Source organism: Clostridium sp. ATCC BAA-442, assembly GCF_964239415.1.
GTDB classification, from domain to species: Bacteria; Bacillota; Clostridia; order Oscillospirales; family Oscillospiraceae; genus Flavonifractor; species Flavonifractor plautii.
Genome location: NZ_CAXSQB010000013.1, coordinates 65195 through 88518, shown reverse-complemented (window position 1 = coordinate 88518; position 23324 = coordinate 65195). Strand labels below are relative to the sequence as shown.

The following is a 23324-nucleotide window of genomic DNA, read 5'->3' as shown; positions in this document are numbered from 1 at the left end:
ATTGGTGGCTGCAATCACCCGGATATCCAAATCTATCATCTTGCTGCCACCCAGACGCACCAGGCTGCGCTCCTGAAGTACCCGGAGCAGCTTGGCCTGGAGTGCCATGGGCATATCCCCAACCTCATCCAAAAGAAGAACTCCGGTATTGGCCAACGCGAACATGCCCGCTTTTCCGGTTCGTTTGGCCCCCGTAAAGGCCCCCTCCTCATATCCGAATAGTTCAGACTCCAACAGTTCAGCAGGGATAGCAGCACAGTTGAGTTTGATAAAGGGTTTGCCGCACCGGTCGCTGTTCTGATAAATCTCGTTGGCGATGAGTTCCTTACCCGTGCCAGATTCCCCCGTGATAAGTACCGTGACATCCGTCGGCGCAACTTTCCGCACAATTTCCATCACTTCCCGCATGGCCGCGCTGTGGTAGATCGTCTGCTTATCGCCCGCCTGCTGGCTGCGGAGATAGGCCAGTTCCTGAACTGCTTTTTCCTGCTTTTCCTCCAGAGCCAATAGTTGAGCCTCCAGCCGCTTCAGCTCTGGGAAGTCCCGTGTGTTGGTTACTACCAGCCTGATATTCTTCTCCTCGTCAAACACCGGCGTCCCTGTCACCAGTACTTCTTTATTCAAACGATGAATCGTGGCCACAGAGTTGATTCTCTTGCCTTGAGCCAGCACGCGTTCCGTTACAGAGCCGGTGTAAAGGATTCCCTCCGCCTCAATTTCCGATACCTTCCGCCCCAACAGCTCCTCCGGGAGGATTCCAGTTGTACGGGTATAGGCCTTGTTAATGAACAGAATGGTACCCGTACCGTCGGTGATGTGTATCCCGTCGTAAAGGTTTTCACAGATACTTTTATAGTCCCCGCTTTCCAGTTCTGTCAGATGAACAACGCCTTTTCCTGATTGCATGGCCACCTACCCTTTCCGCTAATCACCGCATTATCTAGGTATATTATTATATCATACTTTCAAATTGTGCGAAATGCATGAAACCATAATCACTATTTAAAAAAGCATTGGTTTGCTCTAAATGTCTGACAAATACATTATGGGGGTGACAGCAAAGGCAGGGAATCCTGCTGTTCGCCTGCTTTCAAAAGAGAGCCCCGCAGTTCACCTTGCTGAAATAGCACTGCTTCCGCTTGCACAGGCGCGTTTGAACCTGGTCAAATAGCGCCTTGTCAATAACCAGCCGCAATGCGCACCAGCCCGCCACAGGCTGCTTTGTGGACGGATGGGTACCGCTCTGCATTTTTCTTGGCCGTCTTTGATGCGGACTTGTGTCCTATCGCAGCTATATGAGCTCCTCCGCAATCCAGAGATAGAGGACGTTCCGCCCTGTTACCCATCCGATATCCGCACACCTTATCTGGTAGCCGCGCACCACCAACACCAAGTCACATCCGGGGCTGCCGCAGTAGTTCACGCCGGCACACACGGCCTCCCGCCCCCTTACGCTGTGGTTGTGGGTGGAGCGGTTTACCCGCTCGCCGGTCAGCTTGGAGGCGGCAGTCATCAGATCCCGGTATTCCGGCCTCTGGGCCAAGCCGCAGGTCATGCGCGCGCTGTTTAGGTTGGACCGAAGAATGGTGGTGTCCACCGATGGACACCACCATTCTTCCTAAATAAATACACCTGTATGTTCAGGTTTAAGAGCTCCCGGGCTTCGTCAGGGGTGGCGGCCTGCTTGCCGTACTCCTCGATGACCCGCTTTGTCCGCTCCACAAACCGGACGTTGCTCTTAGCCGGTACGTTCCTGATATACATCACATTGTCCACCATGCCCACCCGTCTGTTTTCCGTCCCGCAGCCGGGTTTTACAGCTTTGCTCTCCTCCGCTATTGCATTTTCGGAACAAGCACACCCGCTTGTACCCCCTTCTTGTTGCATCTCCGCATCATCGCAGTGTTAGGTGGGAGGTTTATTCCTAAAAATCAAGCAAAATTGTTGGCATCTGACTTGCAGTTTATATTCAAAGAACCAATCCCACCACACCTTGAGAGGAGTTATTCTGTATGAATCATGTTGCAATCGTATCCGCCTGCCGCACCCCCATCGGCACCATCGGCGGTCAGTTCAAGACCTTGACCGCCCTGGACCTGTCCATCCCGGTGATGCAGGCTCTGATCCAGCGCTCCGGCGTGGCCCCCGCCCTCATCGACGATGTGATCTGGGGCTGCAACTACCAGCGCACCTATTTGGAGAACAACCTGGCCCGCGTGGCCGCCATCAAGGCCGGCCTCCCCGACACGGTGCCCGGAATCACCGTCCACCGCAACTGCACCTCCTCCATGTCCTCCATTCAGTTGGGCTTCTATCAGATCATGGCCGGGGAGGCCAAGTGCATTATGGCCGGCGGTGCCGACTGCATGAGCGCCGCTCCCTTTATGGTGTTTGACGCCCGCTACGGCAAGAAGTACGGCCACATGGAGCTGCGGGATTCCATGTGGGACTCCCTGACCAACCTGGGCGTGGGCCCCTCTATGGGCATCACTGCCGAAAACGTGGCCGATGCCTACGGGGTTACCCGGGAGGACATGGATCAGTATGCCCTCCGCTCCCAGCAGCGTGCCGCCGCCGCCATTGACGCAGGCAAATTCGAGGAGGAGATCATCCCCATCACCGTCCATGGCAAGAGGGAGAACACCGTCATTACTACCGATGAGCACGTCCGCCGGGACACCACCCTGGAGAAGCTGGCTAAGCTGAAGCCCACCTTTAAGGCCGACGGCCGGGTCACCGCCGGCAACGCCTCCGGCATGAACGATGCCTCCTCCGGCGTTCTGCTAATGGAGGAGGAGCTTTCCAAAAAGCTGGGACTGCCCATCCTGGCCCGCGTAGTCGCTGTGGCCACCACCGGCGTTTCCCCCGACCTGATGGGCATCGGCCCCATCAGCGCCACCCAGAAGGTGCTGGAGAAGGCTGGCCTCACCGTGTCCGATATCGACCTCTTCGAGATCAACGAAGCCTTTGCTGCCCAGTGTGTGGCCTGCCAGCGCACCCTGGGCATCGACGAGGACAAGCTGAACGTCAACGGCGGCGGCATTTCTCTGGGCCACCCTGTGGGCGCCACCGGCAGCCGTCTGGTGGTCACCCTGCTCTACGAGTTGAAACGCCGGGGCGGCAAATACGGCCTGGCCACCCTGTGCGCCGGAGGCGGCATGGGTACCGCCGTGCTTATCAAGATGGCCTGACCGTGATACTTCCATGAAAAACTTTACCTTTTCCTTTCCCACCCAGGTAATCTTCGGCCGGGATGCGGAAACCCATGCCGGGGCGCTCTCTGCCCCCTTTGGTCCCAACGTCATGTTGCTTTACGGCAGCGATCGCATCCGCCGCAGCGGCCTGCTGGGCAGACTCACCGCCGATTTGGAGGCTCACGGCCTTACGGTCACCCTCTTTGGCGGTATCCAGGAAAACCCGGTCCTTTCCACTGCGGAGGAAGGCCGGCGGCTGGCCAAGGAAAAAAAGATCACCCTGCTGCTGGCCGTGGGCGGCGGCAGTGTGATCGACACCGCGAAGGCCATAAGCCTGGGTGCCAAAAACAGCGTCCCCCTATGGGAACTATACAGCGGCAAAGCCCAAACTCAGCGGGCCCTGCCCATCGGCGTGGTGCTCACCACCGCCGCTACCGCCAGTGAGGCCAACGGGGTCTCTGTCCTCTGCCACGATGTCCTCCACGAAAAGGCGGCCCTGGACGAGCCTCTGACCCGCCCCCGCTTCGCACTGATGAATCCAGTCCTCACCTATACACTACCGCCCCGACAGACCGCCTCCTGCGCGGTAGATATCTTTTCTCACGCTTTTGAGCGGTATTTCCACAAGGGGCAGCAGGGCACCCTCCGCAGCCAGATGTGTGCGGCGGTGATGCGCACTGTGATTACAGAGCTGCCCCGGGCGCTGGCTCACCCCGACAGCTATGATGCCCGCAGCCAACTGATGTGGGCCTCCACCGTGGCCCACAGTAATATGCTGGGGTTTGAGGGGGACTTTGCCTGTCACGCCCTCTCTCATGTGTTTACCACCGAGCTGGGCCTGCCCCACGGTGCGGCCCTGGGTATCCTGATGACCGCATGGTGCAAGTATATGCTCACCGATGAAACCGAGGCCATTGCCGACTTTTGCACCCTGGTTTGGCAGGTCCCCTCTTGTCCCAGCCAGATTCAAACCGCCCAAAACGGCATCTCCGCGTTTCAGGACTTCCTCTGTTCGTCAGGCCTTCCGGTTACACTTCGGGAGGCTGGTTTGTGCGACGTTTCCATTGAGCACCTGGCGCGGCTGGCTTTGCCCGATATGGCAGGAACGCTGGGCGGCAACTTCCGGGCCTTGGACTACGGCGCGGTAGTCAGCCTCCTACAGTTGGCCCGGGGATAGCTGTTGCAAAGCAAAAATGCCTGTTGCCGCCGTGCAACGGATGCGTAGCTATCCTTTTGCCCAGGGCCTTTCTATCATGTAATTTTATCCTATTTTATTGGCATCAACTTTGCTCTTAACCTATTTGTTGAACGAAATGGAGAGAGAGGAGGCAAGTCTTGCCGCCGGCGCAAGCCGGTACAACAGAGCCAGGGCTGACCATCTACAGTACAAAAGAGGAGTGAGTAACCTATGAGTAAAAAGAGTTCCCAAATCGCCAGTGAAAATATGAGCATGAAGTTCTCCAAAGGCTGGGGCATCATCCTGTACCAGGCCCTGATGTTCTTCTTTCTGATCGGCTTTTCCATTGACGGCCTGAACATCGTAGCTCCCGCCTTCGCCGAGTCCACCGGCATCGCCTACGACCAGGTGCTGGGCGTGGCTACCTGGGCCGGCATGATCGGTGTTGTAGCCTATATTCTCATCGCCCGCATCAACGTATCCGTGGGCCCCCGGCTGCTGTCCGGCGTCTGCCTGATCGGCGCCGGCCTGTCCTACATTTTTCTGGGGCACAGCACCACCCTGACCACCTACTTCATTGCCCTGACCCTGGTAACCTGCTTTATCAACGGCGCCGCCTACATCGCCGGCAACACCCTGATTGCCCAGTGGTTCCCCAAGAAGAAGGGTCTGGCCAACGGCTTCACCACCATGGGCCATAACTGCGGCTCCGCCTTCTATGTGCCTCTGATTTCCTTCACCATCGGCGCTTTCGGCTTTGCCAACGGCATGAGCTACGTGGCGGTGGGGGCCATCGTGCTGGGCATCATCGGCCTGGTTCTTGTCCGCAACACCCCCCAGGAGTGCGGCATGTATCCTGACAACGTGACCCGCGAGGTCTATGAGCGGGAGTACTTCCAGGGCAACAGCGAGGACAACGGCGGCTGGACTGCCGGTAAGCTGCTGAAAACCAAGGAGCTGTGGCTGTGCGCCCTCATCATCGGCATCAACCAGCTGGTGACCACCGGCGTCATGAGCCAGCTGGTGGTCCGCAATACCAGCTTGGGCTTCTCTCAGGAGGCCGCTGTGGGCCTGATGACGGTGTGCGCTATCATCGGCGTGTGCGGTTCCTACCTCTTCGGCGCCATTGACCAGAAGTTCGGCGTCAAAAAGGCCATTATCCTCTTCCTGATCTGGTACTGCATCGCCTTGGCCATCAACTGTACTGACACCACAATCGGTGTGTATGTGTCTGTAGCTATGATCGGCATTGCCGTGGGCGCCGCCGCCAACTTCATCGTGTCCCTGCCCGCCTCTGTGTTCGGCCGCCATGGCTTCACCATGGTCAACTCTGTGTTCTTCCCCCTGATGCAGATTGTGCTCATGACCAACTACCAGGTTAACGCCTTCGCCATCCGGGTCACCGGCAGCCTGCGGGGCGCCTACATCTTCTACATCGGCCTGCTTGTGGTCAACATGATCCTTACCGCCATCATCCATCCCACCAGGTACAACAAGGACGTGGCTACCGAGCAGGAGCTGATGAAGTAATCCGTTCCCCGCCTATTTCAATCTCTCTCTAAGCAGCAAGGGCCGCCGGAATAATCGGGCGGCCCTTGCTGCTTTCTATTTGAATCAGCTTCTGCGGTTTTCGTAGTCAATCCCATACTGCTTGATCTTGCGGCAGATGGTAGAGGCGTTAATATTCAGCTTGCGGCTGGCCTCCCGTAGATTGGACGATTCCTTCAGCACCTGCTCCAGCAGCTTTTTCTCAAATCCAGCCACTGCGGTGTTGAAGTCCAGGTCCTCCGGCGGCAGCTCCTCCGGCTCCTCTTCCTGTGCACACTCCACAATTGCGGGCGCTGCCGGCTGTAGCCCCAGGTTCTCCTCCGGCACGTTCAGCAGACCTCTCAGCACATCGTCCTCAATGCGGCCGATACCGGAACTGCACAGGATCAGGTACTCCATCACGTTCTCCAGTTCCCGGATGTTGCCCGGCCACTGATAGCGTTTCATATAGTCGATCTGCCATTCCGTCAGGCAAAAGGTCCGGTCATATTTTTTGGTAAAGCGATGAATAAAGTGCCGGCACAGCTCCTCAAAATCCTCTGTGCGCTGCCGCAGCGCCGGCACAGCAATGGGGATCACATTGAGCCGGTAGTAGAGGTCCTGGCGGAAACTCCCCTCCGCCACCTTCTTCTTTAGGTCTGCGTTGGTCAGTGCCAGAAAGCGGATATCCAGCTTGATGGGGCGGGTTCCGCCGATGCGGGTGATCTCCTGGGACTGGATGGCCCGCAACAGTTTTACCTGTAGGTCCATGGGCATATCGCCAATCTCGTCCAGCATAAGTGTACCGTGGTTAGCGTACTCAAACAGGCCGACCTTGCCCTTGGTGTTGGCTCCGGTGAAGGCCCCCTTCTCATATCCAAAGAGCTCCGACTCCAGCAGATGTCCCGGGATTGAGGCACAGTTAATCTTTACATAGGGCTTGTTCTTCCGCAGGCTGCGGCGGTAGATCTCGTCCGCTACCACCTCCTTGCCCACGCCGGATTCGCCGGTGATGAGGACCGAGGCATCGGTGGGCGCCACCCGGTCCAGCAGAGTGTCGATCTGCTTCAAGGAGCCATATTTCCCTATCATTCCCTCCGACAGATGCTTGTCTGAGTCCGTGGTGATGGTCTTGGGGTGGATGGCATTGATTTCCTTAACAAATGCCTCAAAATCCTCCTGCAACGAGCTGAGAGTCACGATGGGCCGGCTGCAAGCCACTACCTGGCGTAGGCTGCCGTCCTCCTTGAAGATGGGCGTCCCCACCACATAGCCCACCAACGGCTCCCCGGTCTTGTAAGTGGTGGAGAGCCGAAAGGCGCTCTTCCCACTCTCCAGCACACTGGTCACCGCGCCGCCGGTAAACAGTTTGTCCTTGCCAATCAGGCTACGGACATCCCGATTAAGCACGTCCTCCTCTGTAATCTCTGTGTTGCGGGTGTAGGCAGGGTTGATGTACAACACCGTCCCCTCCGCATCGGTAATCATGATGCTGTCATCCAGCCCGTCCACCACTTCTTTAAAATCAATGCCCCGGTCATGAAACGCCTTTAATCGGACGTCAATCTCCTCCAACTGTTCAATCAGTTCCGGTCGCTGGCTTTGCTCCATTACTGCTCTGAGAAGCCTCCGCACCTCTCGTATGGCCGAATACTGGTTCATTACGTTTCTCCTTTATCCATCTTTTCCATCGGTACAAAGGCGTTCAGAGGTTCAGCTCCCTGATTTCCGCGGTCCCCTCCCGCTGTACGCCACAGGCATAGCGATATTCCAGATAGCCAAAACCCAGAATCAGGCTGTAATACCGGACCAGTCCTCCACTGTCCTCACTCCCGTTATGAGTGGATCACAAGGATATGGGGCGCAGTGACAAAAAACATGACACCGGGATTGCGGGCCCGGCTCTCACTCCAACTGCTTTTCCCAGTCGCTTTTGCTGATGCTGCCAGGGTAGAGCCGCCTGCTCTGCCATGCAGTGCTGACAGCCGCAGCAGCCATTCCCCACACACAACGCCGTCGGCCTTCTGCTTTATGGCCGGCAATCCCGATTCATCAAAATACAGGATCACTGAAGCTCAGGGCTGGATGCACCGGGCACAATAAACACACTTGTGCGAATCAACCTTAAAATGAAAGCCTTACATAGGCCCTCCTTGTGTTTCACTAATTTAACAGCATTACAACTCGTTTGTCAACGCTCCTCCAGAAAAATCACAGACAGGGACAGGATTCCACATAAAACCTATTTTAGGAACAAACAGAAACTTCTATATCTTTCTGCTTTTAACTACTTGTTTTCTCACCGGCGCTGCTGTTGCATATTTGCAATAACAGCGCCATTCACTGTCCCAATTTGATTCCATTTTGCAACGCCAGATTAAAATAAGCCGTTTGTAGCCTTGTTTAATGCTCAAATATTTGGCACGTCGTTTGCTTTATTCTTTTCGTAAGGACGCAGTAACCATAGACGCCCTGGATAACAAACAAAGAAATGAGGAAAGTGACATGGGCAATATCAAAGCAGTTTTTGTAGGCACCGGTATGATCGGCGCCGGCTTGGCTGCCAACGCCATGCTGAACGGTTATCAGACGGTTCTCTACGATGTGGTGCCTCATGAGAAAATGCGCCAGAACATCAGCCATATCCTGGATATTCTAGTTGGGGCTGGCGCCGCCACCAGAGAGCAGGCCGATGCCGCACTAAATGCCTGTCATTTCTCGAATGATCTGGAGGATGCCGTGAAGAGCGCTAATTTCGTGCAGGAATGCATCCCCGAGCGGCTGGAATTGAAAAAATCCACCTATGCCACCATTCAGAAAGTCACGGGTCCCGACGCCATTATATGCAGCTCCACCTCCAAGCTCTTCCCCACCAAGCTTCAGGAGGGCTCCCTCTATCCCCAATCTATCTTGGTGGGCCACCCCTATAACCCCGCCTACCTGCTGCCTCTGATCGAGCTGTGCGGCGGTGAGCAGACCGCCCCCGAAGCCATTGAAAAGGCCAAGGAGATTTACACTGGCATGGGTAAGGTGGCCGTGGTGTGTAAAAAAGAGATCTACGGCTTTATTGTCAACCGCCTTTCCTGGGCCGCACTAGATGCCGCCAAGGAGTGCGTGCGGGACGGCGTATGCTCTGTGGAGGACATGGACAAGGCAATTATGTTCGGCCCCGGCATGCGTATGGCGGTCACCGGCCAGCTGCTCACTATCAGTCTGGGCGTGGAAGGCGGCTTCCGGGCCATTGCCGATAAATACGGCGAGGAGTCAACCCCCTGGAATGAGGTATACGCCCAAGGGGTTGACGAGGAGATCGCCAACCGGGATCCCTCCATTGGCAACACGGTCGACAGTGTGTGCAAATTCCGGGATTACGCCTTCGCCGAGCTGCTAAAGCTTCATAAGCTACTCTAAGTTTGTTTCAGCGCTGCAACAAGCAATTGTGTATTGTCCTATTTCTGCAACAACACGCCCCAAATCCCCCTGCAATTTAGCAAAAAGCAGCTCATTACACTTGGCATCAGCCTTGCATAATCCATTGATGGAAATAGAGATTACCAAGAACTGAAGGGAGAACTGAGTATGTCTGACAAGAAAGCGCTGGTTGCTCTGGCCAAAGAGGCCAGTATTCAGGACAGCGTCACCAAGGTCTTTGACCTGATGGGCGGCGTAACAAACATGATCAAGCCCGGCACCACTGTAATGCTAAAGCCCAACGCCGGCCACGCTTCCCCCGCCGATACTTCGGTCTGCACCAATCCCGAGGTCGTCCGCGCAGTCATCCGCGAAGTCAAGAAAGCCAATCCCAAGAGCATTGTTATTGCCGAGGCTGCCGCCATCGGCTGCGATACCATGGAATGCTATGAGGTCTCTGGCATAGCCGATGTGGCCCGCGAGGAGGGCGTGGAGCTCTACGATATTAAGGCCGACAAGGACCTGATCAATGTGGCTGTCCGCGGCTACCGCTCCAACCTCCATCATGTCAAGCTGCCCCGCCGCCTGCTGGAGGCCGATCATCTCATCAACCTGCCCATCCTGAAGGCGCACGCCAGCATGGTGTTCTCCTGCGCCCTGAAGAATATTAAGGGTGTGGTGCAGGATGCTGTACACCTGCAGATGCACCAGCAGAATCTGACCATGGCTATGATGGATGTGTGGAGCGTGTGCCGCGCGGATATCAACATCGTGGACGCCATCCGTCCCGCCAGCGGCTACTCCCCCCATACCCCCGTTCCCATTGAAGTGGGCTGCATCCTGGGGTCCTCCGATCCCGTGGCCGTGGACCTGATCGCCTGCGATCTGGTCGGCATCGACGCCGAGGCGGTGGATTACTTCCGGGTGGCTGCCGAGACCGGACTGGGTATCACCGAGCGGGAGAACATTGACGTTGTGGGCGCCACCGTCGCCGAATGCTATAAGAAAATGTGGGTTCCCTACATCGGTGATATGAGCACCCGTTGGCCCGAGTACAAGGTGCTGTGTGATGGCGCCTGCTCCAGCTGTCAGGCGTTGCTGGCCATCAACATGGAGACTCTGAAGGCCATCGGCGACTACGAGCGCCGCTCCGACTTCGTGGTTGTGGCTGGCGGAAAAAATGAAGTGCCCGACGAGGTACCCGACGAGAAGCTGGTGCTCCACGGCAACTGTACCCGCAAATACCTGAAGAAGCACCCCAACGCCATCCACATCGAGGGCTGCCCCCCCTCTGAGCCTCTGCTGTATATGTCCATCAGCAACGGCGAGCTGGTCCACGGCAAGGGCGGCCAGATGAGCGAGTACATCCGTCCCCGTATGGCTGCCGACCAGCCCGTGTGGCGTAAGTACGTGGAGGAACAGGCTCAGAAGTTCTACGGCAGTCAGGAAGGTTGATATGGCTTTTCAATATGTGGACTACCCCCAGAAAATGAAGGACCTGCTGATGCAAATCTTTGACGATTCCTTCATGCAGGCCAATACCCGTTTCCAGTCCTTTGAGGGCTTTCGCTACTCCAGCGCTGTCTTTGTAAACTGGAATTCCGACTGTCTCATCTATGACGACGCGCTTTTGGACCGTTTCGTGCAGGAGAGCACCCGCTTTTCCACCTGGGATGAGATGATCCAGACCGCCACAGATCTTCATTTTCAGCCCGCCGTCTGTTCCTGATTTTGTTACAACTCAATTTTAATCATAAAGAAAAGGAGTCTTATACTATGGGCAAGACCGTACTTGTTGACCTGTCCCATCCCTTCGGCCGCGGCAATCCCCTGTGGCCCTCCAACGGCGACTTCCACATCGACCGTGTGCAGCACATGCCCATGCACTATCGTCTGCTTCAGACCTTCAACGACTTCCACATGCACAACTCCACCCACGCCGACTCCCCCTCCCACGTGATTCCCGAGTCTCCTTACACCCACGAGCTGCCTCTGGAGAACTACTATGGCCCTGCGGTCTGCCTGGATATCCCCAAAAAGCACTGGGAGCTGATCACCGTTGAGGACATCGAGAAGGCCGCCGACAAGGTGGAGGGCGGCATCCAGGAGGGCGACTGGGTCCTCATCTGCACCGGCATGAACCAGCGCTGGGGCGAGAACGACGACTACTTCATGTACTCCCCCGGCATGTCCATCGAGGGCGCCCACTGGCTGGTGGACCACAAGGTCAAGGGCGTGGGCTTCGATCTGCAGGCGCTGGACCACATCCTCTATACCTACGCGGCCCAGCACGGCCCCGGCCCCTACGTCCCCCGCATCGTGGACGAGTACAAGAAGGAGTTTGGTCATGAGCCCATCGAGGACTACCCCGAGTGGGAGCCGGTGCATACCATCCTGCTGGGCAACAACGTCATGGGTATTGAGAACCTGGGCGGCGACATCGAGAAGGTGAAGGGACAGCGCTTCATGTTCTGTGCCTTCCCGCTGCGCTGGTATATGGGCGACGGCACCATCGTCCGCGCCGTGGCCATGATCGACGAGGACAAGATCAATAAGGACGTTCCCGATCGCGTTTACAAGTACGGCGTGTATTGATTTTGACTGCGCACTCAAGAAGACCTGCTGCATGAATGCAGCAGGTCTTTTTTCACTTCCCAGGCTCCCCCCGGAATTCTTATGAAATACCGGATGCTCCAGAACTGCTTCATCCGCCTCAGTCTGTTCCGGTACTTCCTCATGCAGTGCTCCATTATCTGCTTTATGTGTACTCTAATCCGGGTCTATCAATGTGTTTAGACTGTACTAGGTGGTACTCGAACCAACGGATATACCGCTCCAATACCGCCCCCACAGTTCCCGGCCCTCCTGGGTCTCTCTGGTGTGTTGTACCATGCAGGTATAGACGGGCTCCGCAGCCAGCCAGCCCCGTCGAGCCAGAGCTTTTAGACAGGCTCCCAGCCCGTCATGTGTAACCTTCTCCCGGTACTTGCGAATCATCTCATCCGTAATGCCCATCTGCCTGATCAGGATTTCCGCATAGCCCATGCCATCGGGAAGCACACGGTATCTATTTTCTACCCAAATCCCGGCACATAACAGTCCGCCGGGTCCATGGGGCCCGTGGTTAGGTTCTGTTTCTCGGTCAGTTTCTCCATCGGTTCGTCATAAACGAGCCGAACCGCGGCCCGTTGTCGTACGAATAAGTTATTTTTTGGCCCAGTGTATAAAAATATCCAGAAATATTCCTCACTTAATGAGATTTAGAGTTTTTATTTAATAAATGTCTCTATTTGGAATAACGAAATAGAAAGCTGAGAACAGCAAAAATATTTAGAATTTTTATTTCTCTTTTTACAGCGGAATATATCAAGTTATATAGATTGGTTCCTTAATCTCACTGAGCTATAATTTGCGACAAGAAAACTCTTCTTTGTATATATTAGGACATAAACTGCTAAAATATTCATGTTTAAACTTCTTCCACATAATAAAGGGGGAATGTAAAATACATCCCCCTTTTTGATATGCCTGGCTCCTTATTGCACAGGTGGCAGACATCCAGTATGAATTTTTGACATGCTATAGCATCGAAAATATGATTGGCAGAAATGCAAAATATTAAATTTAGGACGCCGCTGGGACGGCAATGAACTAAAATTTTGCAATTTAAGGCAAAAAGGAAAACCCTGGAACCATTGGATTAACAGTGATAAGGAACTAAATCACTTATCAACTGTTAGCTGACGGTTTTCGGGTGCATACGAAACTCCCGCCTGATTCCTAACAGGAATCAGGCGGGAGTTTTTCTTGTTAACAGAGCCAATATTGGAGGATAGCATTATGAAAACATTACTTTCCTGTGAATTTAACATGGATACCGGCTGTGTGGAACTGAAATATTCTAACGGAAGCATAATTTCCATTAACTGTACCGCTGTTGAGGATGAGGTGGCAAACAGCCGTTTCCAGCGGTCTGAACTGGACTGGCTCATCTACAACGATCCGCTGTCTTATGCGGAATTGATTTTGAATGGCGATCCGGAAGAATACCTGCGAACCGTAACAGAGACTCCACAGTTGGATTTCGATTCATAAGCAAAGCCGCCAGAGGCACATCCATGAGATGCTGCTTCTGGCGGCTTTTTACATTTTGTCAATCAAAGCAAACACTACCGCTTGTTGCTCTTCACTCAATCTCGACCATCGTTCAAGGAGCCTTCTTTGCGAATCAGTCAGAGAAACTGGTGAATCTTCTTCTGCAAACAGCTGAGAAAGCGTGATGCCAAAAGCCGTACAGATTTTTTCCAACGACGGAATAGTGGGAACCATATTCTTGCGATACCACGAGGAGATCGTAGACTGCGGCAAACCAGAGCGTTCTGCAAGCTGATACTCCGTCCAGCCCCGCTCCTCTCGATATGTGTTTATGGCAGAGAGAATATCTTTCACCTGCATCACCCCTTTGCTTGCGTTCTTCGTAAATTATACTTTTGTTTGTCGTTGCTCTTTAATAATTTTAGTCGTATAATTTTAACGATATGCACAAGTAAAAGAGGGGAATGATTTCAGTGAGACAGAAGAGCTGCTTCTTTATTGGGCATAGAGAAACACCGGAAGAAATTTATCCAGTGCTATGCGCCACTGTTGAGGAGCATATAGTCCGCTACGGCGTTACCGAATTTATTGTTGGTCATTATGGATGTTTTGACGGTTTTGCGGCAAAAGCCGTTAAAACCGCAAAACAAGCTCATCCAGAAGTCGGACTGACATTATTGCTGCCGTACCATCCAGCAGAGCGCCCGATTCCTGTACCGGATGGATTTGACAGTACCTACTATCCTCCAGGGATGGAAAATGTCCCTCGTAAGGTTGCTATTGTCAGGGCAAATCGGTATATGGTCGATCATACTGATTTTCTCATTGCCTATGCGTGGCACCCTGCCAGCAATGCAAGAGATCTTCTCGAATATGCAAGAAAAAGAGAGGGCAAGGGATTAATCCATGTGACAGCCTTGCCCCATAACGATTTATAAGAAAAAGTCATTACTTTTATGTAGTTTTTTATCTTGCGAAAAGTAATGACTTTATGTTAAAATTAAATCGACATATTTTGCCGAAAAGAGGTGGTTTTGTGGCGAAAAAGAGGTCCGCTTCTACCGTGACGCCGGATTACGAAGCGATTACATCATTTCAAAAGGGCCAGGCTTCACGCATTTTTAAGGAAGTGAACGAGCAGGACAAAGTTTTGATTGTCAGCAAGCAAAATAAGCCGCAGAACGTCGTTATCTCATACGAACGGTATAAGAGACTCAGGGAAGAGGGAGCAGATATATGAACATCAATGAACAGGCCAATTTTATATGGAGCATAGCCGATTTGCTGCGTGGCGATTTCAAACAGAGCGAATACGGCAAGGTGATTCTGCCCTTTACTGTGCTGCGTCGCTTTGACTGTGTACTTGCACCTTCCAAGGCAAAAATTATGGAGGCCAATAAGACTTTGACGGTCAGCAACAAGCGTCCTATCTTTAAGCGCATGACTGGTCATGATTACTATAATGTCAGCCAGTTCGATTTTGAAAAGCTGATGGATGACAGCAACGCTATCGAAGCTAATCTGCGGGATTACATCAATGGCTTTTCCGAAGATGTCCGTGAAATCATGGATAACTTTGAAATTTTCGGGGTCATTGATCGCCTTTCAAGGGCCAATCTACTTTATCTGGTTGTGCAGCGTTTTGCGGAGATTGATATGAGTGACACCCAGATTGATAATCTGGAAATGGGATATATGTTCGAGGAATTGATCCGGCGATTTTCTGAGCAGTCCAACGAAACTGCTGGTGAGCACTTCACGCCCCGTGAGGTAATCGAACTGATGGTAGAAGTGCTGCTCGATCCCGATATGGACGAAATTGCAAATACCGATGGAAAGGTCATCACCATTCTGGACCCGGCCTGCGGCACGGGTGGAATGCTGTCCGTTGCCCAGAACAAAATGGAGTCTCTGAACAGCACGACCCAGGTAATCCCCTTTGGGCAGGAATTAAACCCCGAAACATACGCAACGTGCCGTTCCGATATGATTTTGAAAGGTAATACCAACAGCCGTATCGTTTTGGGAAACAGCTTCAATGAGGACGGATTCAAGTCCCAGACATTTGACTATATGCTGAGCAACCCTCCTTTTGGTGTGGAATGGAAAAAGGTAGAGAAGTTCATTAAGGACGAAGCGGCTTCTCAAGGGTATCGTGGCAGATTTGGTGCTGGTCTGCCCCGTATCTCGGACGGCTCTTTCCTGTTTCTCCAGCATCTGATTTCCAAAATGAACCCGCCGGAAAAAGGTGGAAGTCGCATCGGTATTGTATTTAACGGTTCGCCAATGTTCTCCGGTGATGCCGGAAGCGGAGAAAGTGAAATCCGCCGCTGGATTATTGAAAACGATCTGCTGGAGGCTATTATTGGCCTTCCGGATCAGCTGTTCTACAACACCGGCATTACCACTTATATCTGGATTTTGACCAACCGCAAAGAGAACCGCAGAAAAGGCAAAGTGCGTCTGATCAACGGAGCCGGTTTCTTTGAAAAGATGCGCAAGGGCCTCGGCAATAAGCGCAACATAATTAGCCCGGAAAATCGTGCGGAACTGGTGCGCCTGTACAGCACCTACGAGCCGGATGAGAACTATATGGATCTGGATAATGAAGATTTCGGATACCGGAAAATTGTTATAGAGCGACCTCTGCTCGACGAAGATGGTACACCGGTAATCGACCGCAAAGGAAATAGAAAAGCAGATGCCTCCCTTCGTGACTACGAAATGGTGCCGTTGAAGGAAGACATCCACGAATATTTCCGTCGTGAGGTTCTGCCGTTTGTGCCGGATGCCTGGATTGACGAGAGCAAGACCAAAATCGGCTATGAGATTCCGTTTACCCGCTATTTCTACAAATTCACTCCGCTGCGTGACAGTTCTGTGATTATGGAAGATATTAGAGCTCTGGAGGAACGCATCCAAGCGAGCTTGGCGGAGGTGTTTGCCGAATGAAGAAATATTCAGATTATAAAAATAGCAGCGTTCCATGGATCGGAGAGATTCCTACTACCTGGAATCTTTCACAGCTGCGCTACGTTATTGAATGTCTTGACGGAAAAAGAGTTCCTGTTGAGCTTAGTTTGCGTGCCGATATGCAAGGAAATATCCCGTATTGGGGAGCAGGCAACATTGTTGATTACGTTGACAAGGCATTGTTTGACGAAGAGCTTGTTCTCTTAGGTGAGGATGGTGCCCCTTTTTTTGATCATACACGTCCCGTGGCTTTTCATATTACTGAACCCATATGGGCAAACAATCACATCCATGTACTGCGAATAAAGGAGAATGCTGACCCAAAGTATATTGTTTATGTGCTTAATGCCGTTGATTATAAAGAATATATAAATGGGGCTATCCTTAACAAATTGACGCAATCGGCGATGAACCGAATAAAGATACCGCTTCCACCGTTAAGTGTTCAAAAGAAAATTTCAAAGCATCTCGATAAAAAAGTAGCTGCCATCAACGCACTACTCACACAAAAGGAATCTCTTGTTACTCTACTGCAAGAAAAGCGGACAACCACTATAAACAATGCGGTCACAAGAGGTATAAAAACTACGGCTAAAATGTACGAAAGTAGTGTTGAATGGCTGGGCGAAGTCCCCGAAAATTGGAGAATTGTTCCGGCAAAGGCATTGTTTGCTCAAAGCAAAGAAACCCGCCACGAAACAGATGTTCAGCTAACTGCCAGCCAAAAGTATGGCATTATCTCTCAAGAAGATTATATGGAAAAGCAAAGCTATAAAATTGTTTTGGCCGATAAAGGACTGGAAAACTGGAAGCACGTCGAGCCCAACGATTTCATAATCAGTCTGCGTAGCTTTCAAGGCGGGTTGGAAATCAGCTATATTCTAGGGTGCATCACGTGGCATTACATTGTTCTGAAGCCTAAGGCGGGTGTGGAACCGGAGTATTTCAAGTGGCTGTTCAAGTCTCCCCGATATATTCAGGCATTGCAGCGCACGGCAAACTTTATCCGTGATGGTCAAGATTTGAGATTTTCAAACTTTGTGCAGGTTCCTCTCCCCTTGATTCCAATGGATGAGCAAAAAGACATTGCCGAATATTTGAATAAGGAAACCGCACGAATTGACAGCATCATTGCGGATATTACAGAACAGATCGAAAAACTAAAGGAATACCGCCAAAGCGTCATTTCTGAGGTGGTAACCGGAAAGGTGGCAGTAGAATGAACTATCAAGAATTGTCACCGCAAGGCGAAACTTTGCTGAAAGAAATTATCGACCTCCAAGCCAGCGGTCAGGACAATGCGGCTTATTGGAGTAAGCGGTTTGATGGATTATCCATGCAGCAGGATACCCTGCTCCGGGATACGTTTCGGGAATTGAGAGAATGTGGTTATGTAAAAACACAGTGGGCTGACAACATTCCATACTATCTGTCCCTCACAGTGGATGGTCATAACTATTTCACTAACAAAAAGGTTGCAAAAAAAGCCGAGAGAAAACTCTCCCGGCGGGAATGGCGGATTGCTGTCATATCGGCCATCATTGGCGGTATGGTGGGGCTAATCCCTTGGATTTGTACTTTGATAGGAGGTGGTCAATAATGGCAATCGAAACCAAAGAAATTACATTTGAACAAGAGATTGAATACAGCCTGATTGACCACGGCGGATATATCAAAGGGAATCCCCGTGACTATAATCGTGAATTTGCCATAGACACCAAGCAGCTCTTTCAGTTTCTTCAAGACAGCCAGCCCGTTGAATGGGAAAAGCTGTGCAGAAAACACGGAAAGAATGTGGAAACGGGTTTTCTGAAGAAGCTGTATCGTGATCTTGATACATACGGAACATTATATGTGCTACGGCATGGCGTTGTAGATGCTCCCGCCAAATTATCTCTGTGCTATTTCAAGCCTGCCAGCGGCATGAACCAAACCAGTCAGGCACTCTATGAGAAGAACATTCTCTCCATCACCCGGCAGGTGCATTATAGCCTGAAAAATGAGAACTCCATAGATGTTGTGCTGTTCATCAATGGATTGCCTGTTGCGACGGTGGAACTGAAAAATCCAATCACCGGTCAGACTGTCGAAAATGCAAAGCGTCAGTACATGAAAGACCGTGATCCCAGAGAACTTCTGCTTTCGTTCAAAGCTCGATGCCTGGTTCACTTTGCTGTGGACACCGAAGAAGTGTGGATGACCTCAAAGCTCAATGGCCTCAATACCTATTTTTTGCCGTTCAATAAGGGAAACAACGGCGGCAAGGGAAACCCTGTTGGGAACAGTACCTACCGGACTTCGTATCTGTGGGAAGAAGTCCTGCAAAAAGACAGCCTGCTGGACATTGTACAGCGATTTATTCATTTGCAGGAAGATAAAAAGAATCCTAAAAAGTCTGTTATGATCTTCCCACGTTACCACCAGCTGGATGTGGTCCGTAAGCTCGTTGCCGATGTCTACGCAAACGGAACCGGACACAATTATCTGATTCAGCATAGTGCGGGAAGCGGAAAATCCAACTCTATTTCTTGGCTGGCACATCACCTGTCTAACCTGCACGATAAAAATGACAAGGTTGTATTCAACAGCATCATTGTGATTACAGATCGTCTCGTATTGGACAAACAGCTTCAGGATACCATCTACCAGTTTGAGCACGTGGAAGGCGTTGTGACTAAAATCGACAACAACGCCGCACAGCTGGCAGATGCTTTGAACACAGGTAAAAAAATCATTATTACCACACTTCAGAAGTTCCCGTTTGTCCTTGAAAAGGTAGATGATTTAAGCGGCAAGCGGTTTGCGGTCATTGTGGATGAGGCCCATTCTTCCCAGACCGGAGAAGCCAGCAAAAAAATGAAGGCGATCCTGGGAAATGCTGAGGGGCTAACGGAGGAAGAACAGCTCCAAAAGGTTGCGGATGAGGAGGCCAAGGAAGAGCGCAAGCAATCCGACAGCGAGGATGAAATCGCAAAAGAAATGGCTACACATGGTCGGTTGCCTAACCTGTCCTTCTTTGCCTTTACCGCAACACCCAAGGCGAAAACGCTGGAAATGTTTGGAACCCCGGATGCAAGCGGTATTCCTCATGCTTTTCATATTTACTCGATGAAGCAGGCCATTCAAGAAGGTTTTATTCTGGATGTTCTGAAAAACTATGTAACCTACGATACCTATTTCAAAATCGGCAAGAAAATTGCCGATGATCCCCGCTATGAAAAAAGCAAGGCAAATAAGGCGCTTGGCAAATTCTTAAGTCTGCATCCGCACAATCTGGCCCAGAAAACCCAGATCATCGTAGAACACTTCCGCACTGTCACCAAAGACAAGATTGGCGGCAAGGCCAAAGCAATGGTAGTGACCGGCTCACGCCTGCACGCAGTCCGGTATTATCAGGAGTTTCAGCGTTACATCAAAAAGATGGGATACGAAAATGAGCTGGGTATCCTGATCGCATTTTCTGGGACTGTCCATGATGGCGGAGAGGAATACACCGAAGTCAGTCTAAATGGAATAAAAGAAAGCGAACTACCGGAAAAATTCCACAGCGGCGAGTATCAGGTACTTTTGGTTGCGGAAAAATACCAAACTGGGTTTGATGAGCCGTTGTTGCACACCATGTTTGTAGATAAAAAGCTTAGTGGTGTAAAAGCTGTCCAAACACTTTCCAGGTTGAACAGAACCTGCTTCGGAAAAGATGATACATTTGTTTTGGACTTTGTAAACTCTGCCGAGGATATACGAGCCGCTTTTGCCCCGTATTATGAAGAAACCAGTATTGAGGAGACAACAGACGCCAACATCGTATATGAACTGAAATCCAAATTGGATGAATTTCGTGTGTATTGGCAGAGTGAGATTGAGGCTTTCTCTAAAGCATTTTTCAAGCCTACCAAGAAACAGGGAAATATGGATTTTGGCGTACTCAACAGTTTCCTTGATCCGGCAGTGGATCGATATAACGGTTTGGATGAGAACGAGCAGGAAGAATTCAAGACTACCCTCGCAAAGTTTGTTCGTACCTACACATTCCTCACCAACATCATCCGACTAGATGATGCCGACCTGCATAAGTTCCATGCTTACGCAAAATTTCTTCAGAAGAAACTGCCAAAGCGAGAGGGCGGCGGTCCTATTTTTCTGGATGATGAAGTATCGCTGCAATATTACCGGGTTCAGAAAATTTTTGAAGGGTCTATTACGCTGGAGCAAAGTGAGCCGTTGCCCAATAAACTTCATCCCGGAAAACCGAAGCCAGAGGAAGAAAAGGCCCCTCTGTCTGAGCTGATTGATAAAATCAACGAAAAGTTTGGCACAGAGTTTACTAACATCGACAAGGTCTTGGAGCAAATTGTTTCTGATATGGATGCCAACGAGGAATTGCGTGTCCAAGCCCGCAACAATTCACAAGAACATTTCCGGTTTCCCTTTAATGATGCGTTCATGGACGTGGTTATCGGGCGCATGGCGCAGAATCAGCAGTTCTGTGAAAGGGTTCTGGATGACGCCAAGTTCGGAGATACCGTTCGTGATTTGTTGGTAGGTGTTGTCTATGAACGATTGCGGAGCACAACAGGAAGTGGAATCCATCCATAGCTGTTGACATTTATTCATATATTAGAGTGGTTTCTTTACATAATTTAGCATTACAGGTCAGAATGTATTGAATCGCTTTTTGTGCAAATTTCTTACTTACCGTCGTATCCCACTCTGCCAACCGAATGATCTCCGCTGTTCCAGCTTCAAAATCAAACGAAATTTCGCCCCATTCGCCGTCGTTGTCCACCTGATACAGGTAGACAGCGGCGGCGATTTTCTTTTTGCGTTTGGTCTGGGATTTACGTTTTAGGCGAATCATGTGAAGCACCCCGGCGTCTGTCAGCAAACAGGCTAAGTGCTCCACAGCTTTGCGGTAGGCCCGTTCTGCGCCGCTGGCTGTGCTGCCCTCAAAAAGTACCGCCAATTCCTCAAAGGTCAGCCGGGTGCTGAGTGGGCTGACCCTACCACAGGTCATACAGATGGCGTTTCGCTTCTCCAAAAGAGTCTGCTCTCGGTAATTTAGTTTTTCAAATGCTTCTCGGACAGCTTCAGCCCGGATACCGTTCCAGAGAACCTCCGCATAGTCCCAGTGGTCATCCCGGCTGACATCCTCGCCGGTTTCTTCGCTATCCTCATCCTGTACGGTCTGATAAAACGGAACACGGCTGCGATTTTGCTTGGCCAATGCCAAAAACTTCGCTGCGGTTTCCTCGGTGCAACTATTTTTCTGAGCATATTCCTGAATCGCCGCCTGTTCAGACTGACCGGATTGATTATAGAGCCAAGCAATCCCACGCACAGCTTTGTACTCATCCACATTTTCAAAGGAACCGGTCTCCTCCTGCATCCGGCAGGTCAAAAGGGCGTTCCCGATAAAATGGTGGGCATAGGTCAGAAAATCTGCCCCTTGTGCGGGATCGTATTCCCACAGACAATCCAGCATGGCAAGTACACAGCCCATTTTATAGTCCAAAAAGCGTTCCGGGTCATAGCGATCCAGCCCCTCCCGCAGCAGGAAACGGCGAACACGGCCATTGAGCCGGTTTTCATAGCGGTGCAGGAAAAAGGAAAACCAGCGCTGTTCACGGTTCTGCACAGCCTCCATGATGTAATCATTCAGGCTTTCCCGAACAGGCGGTTCCGGGTCAAGCTGAAAGATGCGTTCCGCTTCCCGCATGGTCAAGCCCTTGGTTTCAGTCAAAAAGCTGTATTTGGCACAGTAGCCGGGCAGTTCCCATGTCCACGCTGTATCCATTTTCCCTCACCGCCTTTCTGATGTTTTGCCGCTATTTCTTTTGTACTGCTTCCAAAAGTGCCTGCTGAGTCATTTCCCGCTCATAGACAGTGCTGGCATAACGCTGATCTGAAAGCGCACGGAGCATCTTATCCTTTGCCAGCTTCTTCATAGCTGCTGCCGTCTCTTCATCCAACTTTCCCCGGCGGGTGCTTTGCAGGATGGTGTTCATACGGCGGGTATAAATCGCCTTGATAGGATGGTCATCCGCAAGCTCACGTTGTTCCCGGCCTCTCAGATTGCCGATTTGCCGGCACGTCCGTCCACGCTGGTCGCCGGGGGCCAGCCCGCCGCAGTATTTGGTGTGCCGTGCGTCAATGGTGAGAAACCATCTGCCGCAGATGGGGCATTTCTTGGGGGCGTGGCCTACGCAAAGCCCCTCGAACAGGTCAGATCGGAACATTCCCACAAAAGAAACATAGTGCATCCGCTTGACCAGCTGAGGCTCCGTCTTTCCGGGACGAGTAGCGGACACATACTGCACCGAAGCATTGGTCAGAGTCATCCAAGATGGATTTTCCAGCGATAAAGTTGGTTTGTTTCTGAAGAACTGTCCGAACATCGCTGCATAACCATCTGGAGTGCGGTCATAGCCTGGTTCATTCAACCGCTCCGCAAATTTCGTCAAGGCTTCCTTGTATTGCCTTAGAGAATAGCTCAAATGCCCCAGCACCTGCGCTACCCGGACGAGCAGCGTTGCCTTGCCGTGCTGTCCGGTCAGAGCGCAGACTAACTGCTCCGGCTGAGTGAGCTGCAAATAGGCTTTTGCATCCTTCATAGATTCTTCGGAAAAGATGACGGCCAGCTTTTGCTCAAAATAGCCTCGATCCAGACGGGAGAATGGCGGCGTTGCTTGCAAGAAGGAGATGATCTCGCCAGCGGCCTGCTGCACCTGCGGAAGCAGCTCCATATCTACGGAACCGGTGTTCATCCCCTGAAGCAGCTGGTTCAGCACATTGCAGGGAGTATCCAGCTTCTCAATGGTGCTGTCCGGGATGTTCAGCACCTCGCAGCCAATGGTTCCTGTGGGCATCGTACACCCCTCATAGGTTACGGTGTCCTGCCAGAAATCCAGCGACAAAACCGCATGGTTGATGATCTTGTCCATCTTCTC

General features: G+C 51.7%; 22 protein-coding genes. 14 read left to right on the top strand and 8 right to left on the bottom strand.

Going from position 1 to position 23324, the window contains the following annotated elements:
* The 3 genes from ACESY8_RS07955 to ACESY8_RS07945 form a co-directional block, all read right to left on the bottom strand.
* The coding region (locus tag ACESY8_RS07955; protein ID WP_498794692.1) for a sigma 54-interacting transcriptional regulator at positions 1-906 on the bottom strand (906 nt) is incomplete at its 3' end.
* 385 nt (positions 907-1291) lie between these two features.
* A complete protein-coding gene (locus ACESY8_RS07950) occupies positions 1292-1597 on the bottom strand; it encodes a hypothetical protein (protein ID WP_082382919.1) in 306 nt (101 codons plus the stop codon).
* Positions 1567-1779 carry a 3-keto-5-aminohexanoate cleavage protein gene (locus tag ACESY8_RS07945; protein ID WP_054339148.1) on the bottom strand — a complete coding sequence of 71 codons (213 nt, stop codon included), beginning with the start codon at positions 1777-1779 and terminating at the stop codon, positions 1567-1569. Before ACESY8_RS07945 ends, ACESY8_RS07950 begins: the two co-directional genes overlap by 31 nt.
* Before the next feature lie 233 nt (positions 1780-2012).
* Here ACESY8_RS07945 and ACESY8_RS07940 point away from each other — a divergent pair, with 233 nt between their 5' ends.
* From ACESY8_RS07940 to ACESY8_RS07930, 3 genes are all read left to right on the top strand, one after another.
* Entirely contained in the window at positions 2013-3191 is a 1179-nt protein-coding gene (locus ACESY8_RS07940; protein ID WP_054339145.1) for a thiolase family protein, read from the top strand.
* A 13-nt stretch (positions 3192-3204) separates the two neighbouring features.
* Positions 3205-4371 (top strand): iron-containing alcohol dehydrogenase, encoded by a 1167-nt coding sequence (locus ACESY8_RS07935; RefSeq protein ID WP_044938700.1) that lies wholly within the window; start codon positions 3205-3207, stop codon positions 4369-4371.
* 231 nt (positions 4372-4602) lie between these two features.
* Positions 4603-5901: an MFS transporter gene (locus tag ACESY8_RS07930; RefSeq protein ID WP_007489036.1), complete on the top strand. Its 1299-nt coding sequence runs from the start codon at positions 4603-4605 to the stop codon at positions 5899-5901.
* 84 nt (positions 5902-5985) lie between these two features.
* On the opposite strand, the gene ACESY8_RS07925 is transcribed toward ACESY8_RS07930, so the two are convergent.
* Positions 5986-7560, bottom strand: a complete 1575-nt coding sequence (locus tag ACESY8_RS07925; protein WP_204681675.1) for a sigma-54 interaction domain-containing protein — start codon at positions 7558-7560, stop codon at positions 5986-5988.
* 843 nt (positions 7561-8403) lie between these two features.
* Between ACESY8_RS07925 and ACESY8_RS07920 the strand changes: the two genes are divergently transcribed.
* The 4 genes from ACESY8_RS07920 to ACESY8_RS07905 all read left to right on the top strand — a co-directional run bounded on the left by ACESY8_RS07920 (position 8404) and on the right by ACESY8_RS07905 (position 11904).
* Positions 8404-9309, top strand: a complete 906-nt coding sequence (locus ACESY8_RS07920; protein WP_243427605.1) for a 3-hydroxyacyl-CoA dehydrogenase family protein — start codon at positions 8404-8406, stop codon at positions 9307-9309.
* A gap of 168 nt (positions 9310-9477) precedes the next feature.
* On the top strand, positions 9478-10764 hold the full coding sequence (locus ACESY8_RS07915; protein ID WP_024723765.1) for a DUF362 domain-containing protein: 1287 nt from the start codon (positions 9478-9480) through the stop codon (positions 10762-10764).
* A gap of 1 nt (position 10765) precedes the next feature.
* Positions 10766-11038 (top strand): hypothetical protein, encoded by a 273-nt coding sequence (locus ACESY8_RS07910; protein ID WP_007489030.1) that lies wholly within the window; start codon positions 10766-10768, stop codon positions 11036-11038.
* Between the two features lie 47 nt (positions 11039-11085).
* A complete protein-coding gene (locus ACESY8_RS07905; protein WP_054339140.1) occupies positions 11086-11904 on the top strand; it encodes a cyclase family protein in 819 nt (272 codons plus the stop codon).
* 207 nt (positions 11905-12111) lie between these two features.
* Here ACESY8_RS07905 and ACESY8_RS07900 read toward each other — a convergent pair whose 3' ends face one another.
* Positions 12112-12354: a hypothetical protein gene (locus ACESY8_RS07900; protein WP_498794691.1), complete on the bottom strand. Its 243-nt coding sequence runs from the start codon at positions 12352-12354 to the stop codon at positions 12112-12114.
* 795 nt (positions 12355-13149) lie between these two features.
* On the opposite strand from ACESY8_RS07900, the gene ACESY8_RS07895 reads away from it, so the two are divergent.
* The gene (locus ACESY8_RS07895; protein WP_054339138.1) at positions 13150-13404 is read left to right on the top strand and encodes a DUF6061 family protein; all 255 of its coding nucleotides are present in this window, start codon (positions 13150-13152) and stop codon (positions 13402-13404) included.
* A gap of 48 nt (positions 13405-13452) precedes the next feature.
* Here ACESY8_RS07895 and ACESY8_RS07890 read toward each other — a convergent pair whose 3' ends face one another.
* Positions 13453-13764 (bottom strand): helix-turn-helix domain-containing protein, encoded by a 312-nt coding sequence (locus ACESY8_RS07890; protein WP_082382917.1) that lies wholly within the window; start codon positions 13762-13764, stop codon positions 13453-13455.
* A gap of 113 nt (positions 13765-13877) precedes the next feature.
* On the opposite strand from ACESY8_RS07890, the gene ACESY8_RS07885 reads away from it, so the two are divergent.
* The 6 genes from ACESY8_RS07885 to ACESY8_RS07860 all read left to right on the top strand — a co-directional run bounded on the left by ACESY8_RS07885 (position 13878) and on the right by ACESY8_RS07860 (position 20973).
* The gene (locus ACESY8_RS07885; RefSeq protein WP_338154750.1) at positions 13878-14342 is read left to right on the top strand and encodes a hypothetical protein; all 465 of its coding nucleotides are present in this window, start codon (positions 13878-13880) and stop codon (positions 14340-14342) included.
* Positions 14343-14440: 98 nt separating this feature from the next.
* Positions 14441-14644, top strand: coding sequence for a type II toxin-antitoxin system prevent-host-death family antitoxin (locus ACESY8_RS07880; protein WP_054339137.1), 204 nt, complete (start codon positions 14441-14443; stop codon positions 14642-14644).
* Positions 14641-16356, top strand: a complete 1716-nt coding sequence (locus tag ACESY8_RS07875) for a type I restriction-modification system subunit M (protein ID WP_054339136.1) — start codon at positions 14641-14643, stop codon at positions 16354-16356. The genes ACESY8_RS07880 and ACESY8_RS07875 overlap by 4 nt, the downstream gene beginning before the upstream one ends.
* Entirely contained in the window at positions 16353-17600 is a 1248-nt protein-coding gene (locus ACESY8_RS07870) for a restriction endonuclease subunit S (RefSeq protein ID WP_082382914.1), read from the top strand. The genes ACESY8_RS07875 and ACESY8_RS07870 overlap by 4 nt, the downstream gene beginning before the upstream one ends.
* A complete protein-coding gene (locus ACESY8_RS07865; RefSeq protein ID WP_204681674.1) occupies positions 17597-17977 on the top strand; it encodes a hypothetical protein in 381 nt (126 codons plus the stop codon). The genes ACESY8_RS07870 and ACESY8_RS07865 overlap by 4 nt, the downstream gene beginning before the upstream one ends.
* Positions 17977-20973 carry a type I restriction endonuclease subunit R gene (locus ACESY8_RS07860; RefSeq protein WP_204681673.1) on the top strand — a complete coding sequence of 999 codons (2997 nt, stop codon included), beginning with the start codon at positions 17977-17979 and terminating at the stop codon, positions 20971-20973. The genes ACESY8_RS07865 and ACESY8_RS07860 overlap by 1 nt, the downstream gene beginning before the upstream one ends.
* A 10-nt stretch (positions 20974-20983) precedes the next feature.
* Here the strand turns inward: ACESY8_RS07860 and ACESY8_RS07855 are convergent, their stop codons facing one another.
* Positions 20984-22171: a hypothetical protein gene (locus ACESY8_RS07855; protein WP_054339132.1), complete on the bottom strand. Its 1188-nt coding sequence runs from the start codon at positions 22169-22171 to the stop codon at positions 20984-20986.
* A 31-nt stretch (positions 22172-22202) separates the two neighbouring features.
* On the bottom strand, positions 22203-23318 hold the full coding sequence (locus ACESY8_RS07850; protein ID WP_054339131.1) for a DUF6076 domain-containing protein: 1116 nt from the start codon (positions 23316-23318) through the stop codon (positions 22203-22205).
* Between the last annotated feature and the right edge of the window lie 6 nt (positions 23319-23324).

What these genes read in the sequence shown, in the direction of transcription:
- ACESY8_RS07930 (WP_007489036.1), top strand. Translation starts at nt 4,603, where the DNA reads ATGAGTAAAAAGAGTTCCCAAATCGCCAGTGAAAATATGAGCATGAAG.
- ACESY8_RS07865 (WP_204681674.1), top strand. Translation starts at nt 17,597, where the DNA reads ATGAACTATCAAGAATTGTCACCGCAAGGCGAAACTTTGCTGAAAGAA.
- ACESY8_RS07915 (WP_024723765.1), top strand. Translation starts at nt 9,478, where the DNA reads ATGTCTGACAAGAAAGCGCTGGTTGCTCTGGCCAAAGAGGCCAGTATT.
- ACESY8_RS07895 (WP_054339138.1), top strand. Translation starts at nt 13,150, where the DNA reads ATGAAAACATTACTTTCCTGTGAATTTAACATGGATACCGGCTGTGTG.
- ACESY8_RS07850 (WP_054339131.1), bottom strand. Translation starts at nt 23,318, where the DNA reads ATGGACAAGATCATCAACCATGCGGTTTTGTCGCTGGATTTCTGGCAG.
- ACESY8_RS07900 (WP_498794691.1), bottom strand. Translation starts at nt 12,354, where the DNA reads ATGGGCTATGCGGAAATCCTGATCAGGCAGATGGGCATTACGGATGAG.
- ACESY8_RS07920 (WP_243427605.1), top strand. Translation starts at nt 8,404, where the DNA reads ATGGGCAATATCAAAGCAGTTTTTGTAGGCACCGGTATGATCGGCGCC.
- ACESY8_RS07855 (WP_054339132.1), bottom strand. Translation starts at nt 22,171, where the DNA reads ATGGATACAGCGTGGACATGGGAACTGCCCGGCTACTGTGCCAAATAC.
- ACESY8_RS07905 (WP_054339140.1), top strand. Translation starts at nt 11,086, where the DNA reads ATGGGCAAGACCGTACTTGTTGACCTGTCCCATCCCTTCGGCCGCGGC.
- ACESY8_RS07870 (WP_082382914.1), top strand. Translation starts at nt 16,353, where the DNA reads ATGAAGAAATATTCAGATTATAAAAATAGCAGCGTTCCATGGATCGGA.
- ACESY8_RS07875 (WP_054339136.1), top strand. Translation starts at nt 14,641, where the DNA reads ATGAACATCAATGAACAGGCCAATTTTATATGGAGCATAGCCGATTTG.
- ACESY8_RS07940 (WP_054339145.1), top strand. Translation starts at nt 2,013, where the DNA reads ATGAATCATGTTGCAATCGTATCCGCCTGCCGCACCCCCATCGGCACC.
- ACESY8_RS07925 (WP_204681675.1), bottom strand. Translation starts at nt 7,560, where the DNA reads ATGAACCAGTATTCGGCCATACGAGAGGTGCGGAGGCTTCTCAGAGCA.
- ACESY8_RS07945 (WP_054339148.1), bottom strand. Translation starts at nt 1,779, where the DNA reads ATGGTGGACAATGTGATGTATATCAGGAACGTACCGGCTAAGAGCAAC.
- ACESY8_RS07890 (WP_082382917.1), bottom strand. Translation starts at nt 13,764, where the DNA reads ATGCAGGTGAAAGATATTCTCTCTGCCATAAACACATATCGAGAGGAG.
- ACESY8_RS07910 (WP_007489030.1), top strand. Translation starts at nt 10,766, where the DNA reads ATGGCTTTTCAATATGTGGACTACCCCCAGAAAATGAAGGACCTGCTG.
- ACESY8_RS07935 (WP_044938700.1), top strand. Translation starts at nt 3,205, where the DNA reads ATGAAAAACTTTACCTTTTCCTTTCCCACCCAGGTAATCTTCGGCCGG.
- ACESY8_RS07860 (WP_204681673.1), top strand. Translation starts at nt 17,977, where the DNA reads ATGGCAATCGAAACCAAAGAAATTACATTTGAACAAGAGATTGAATAC.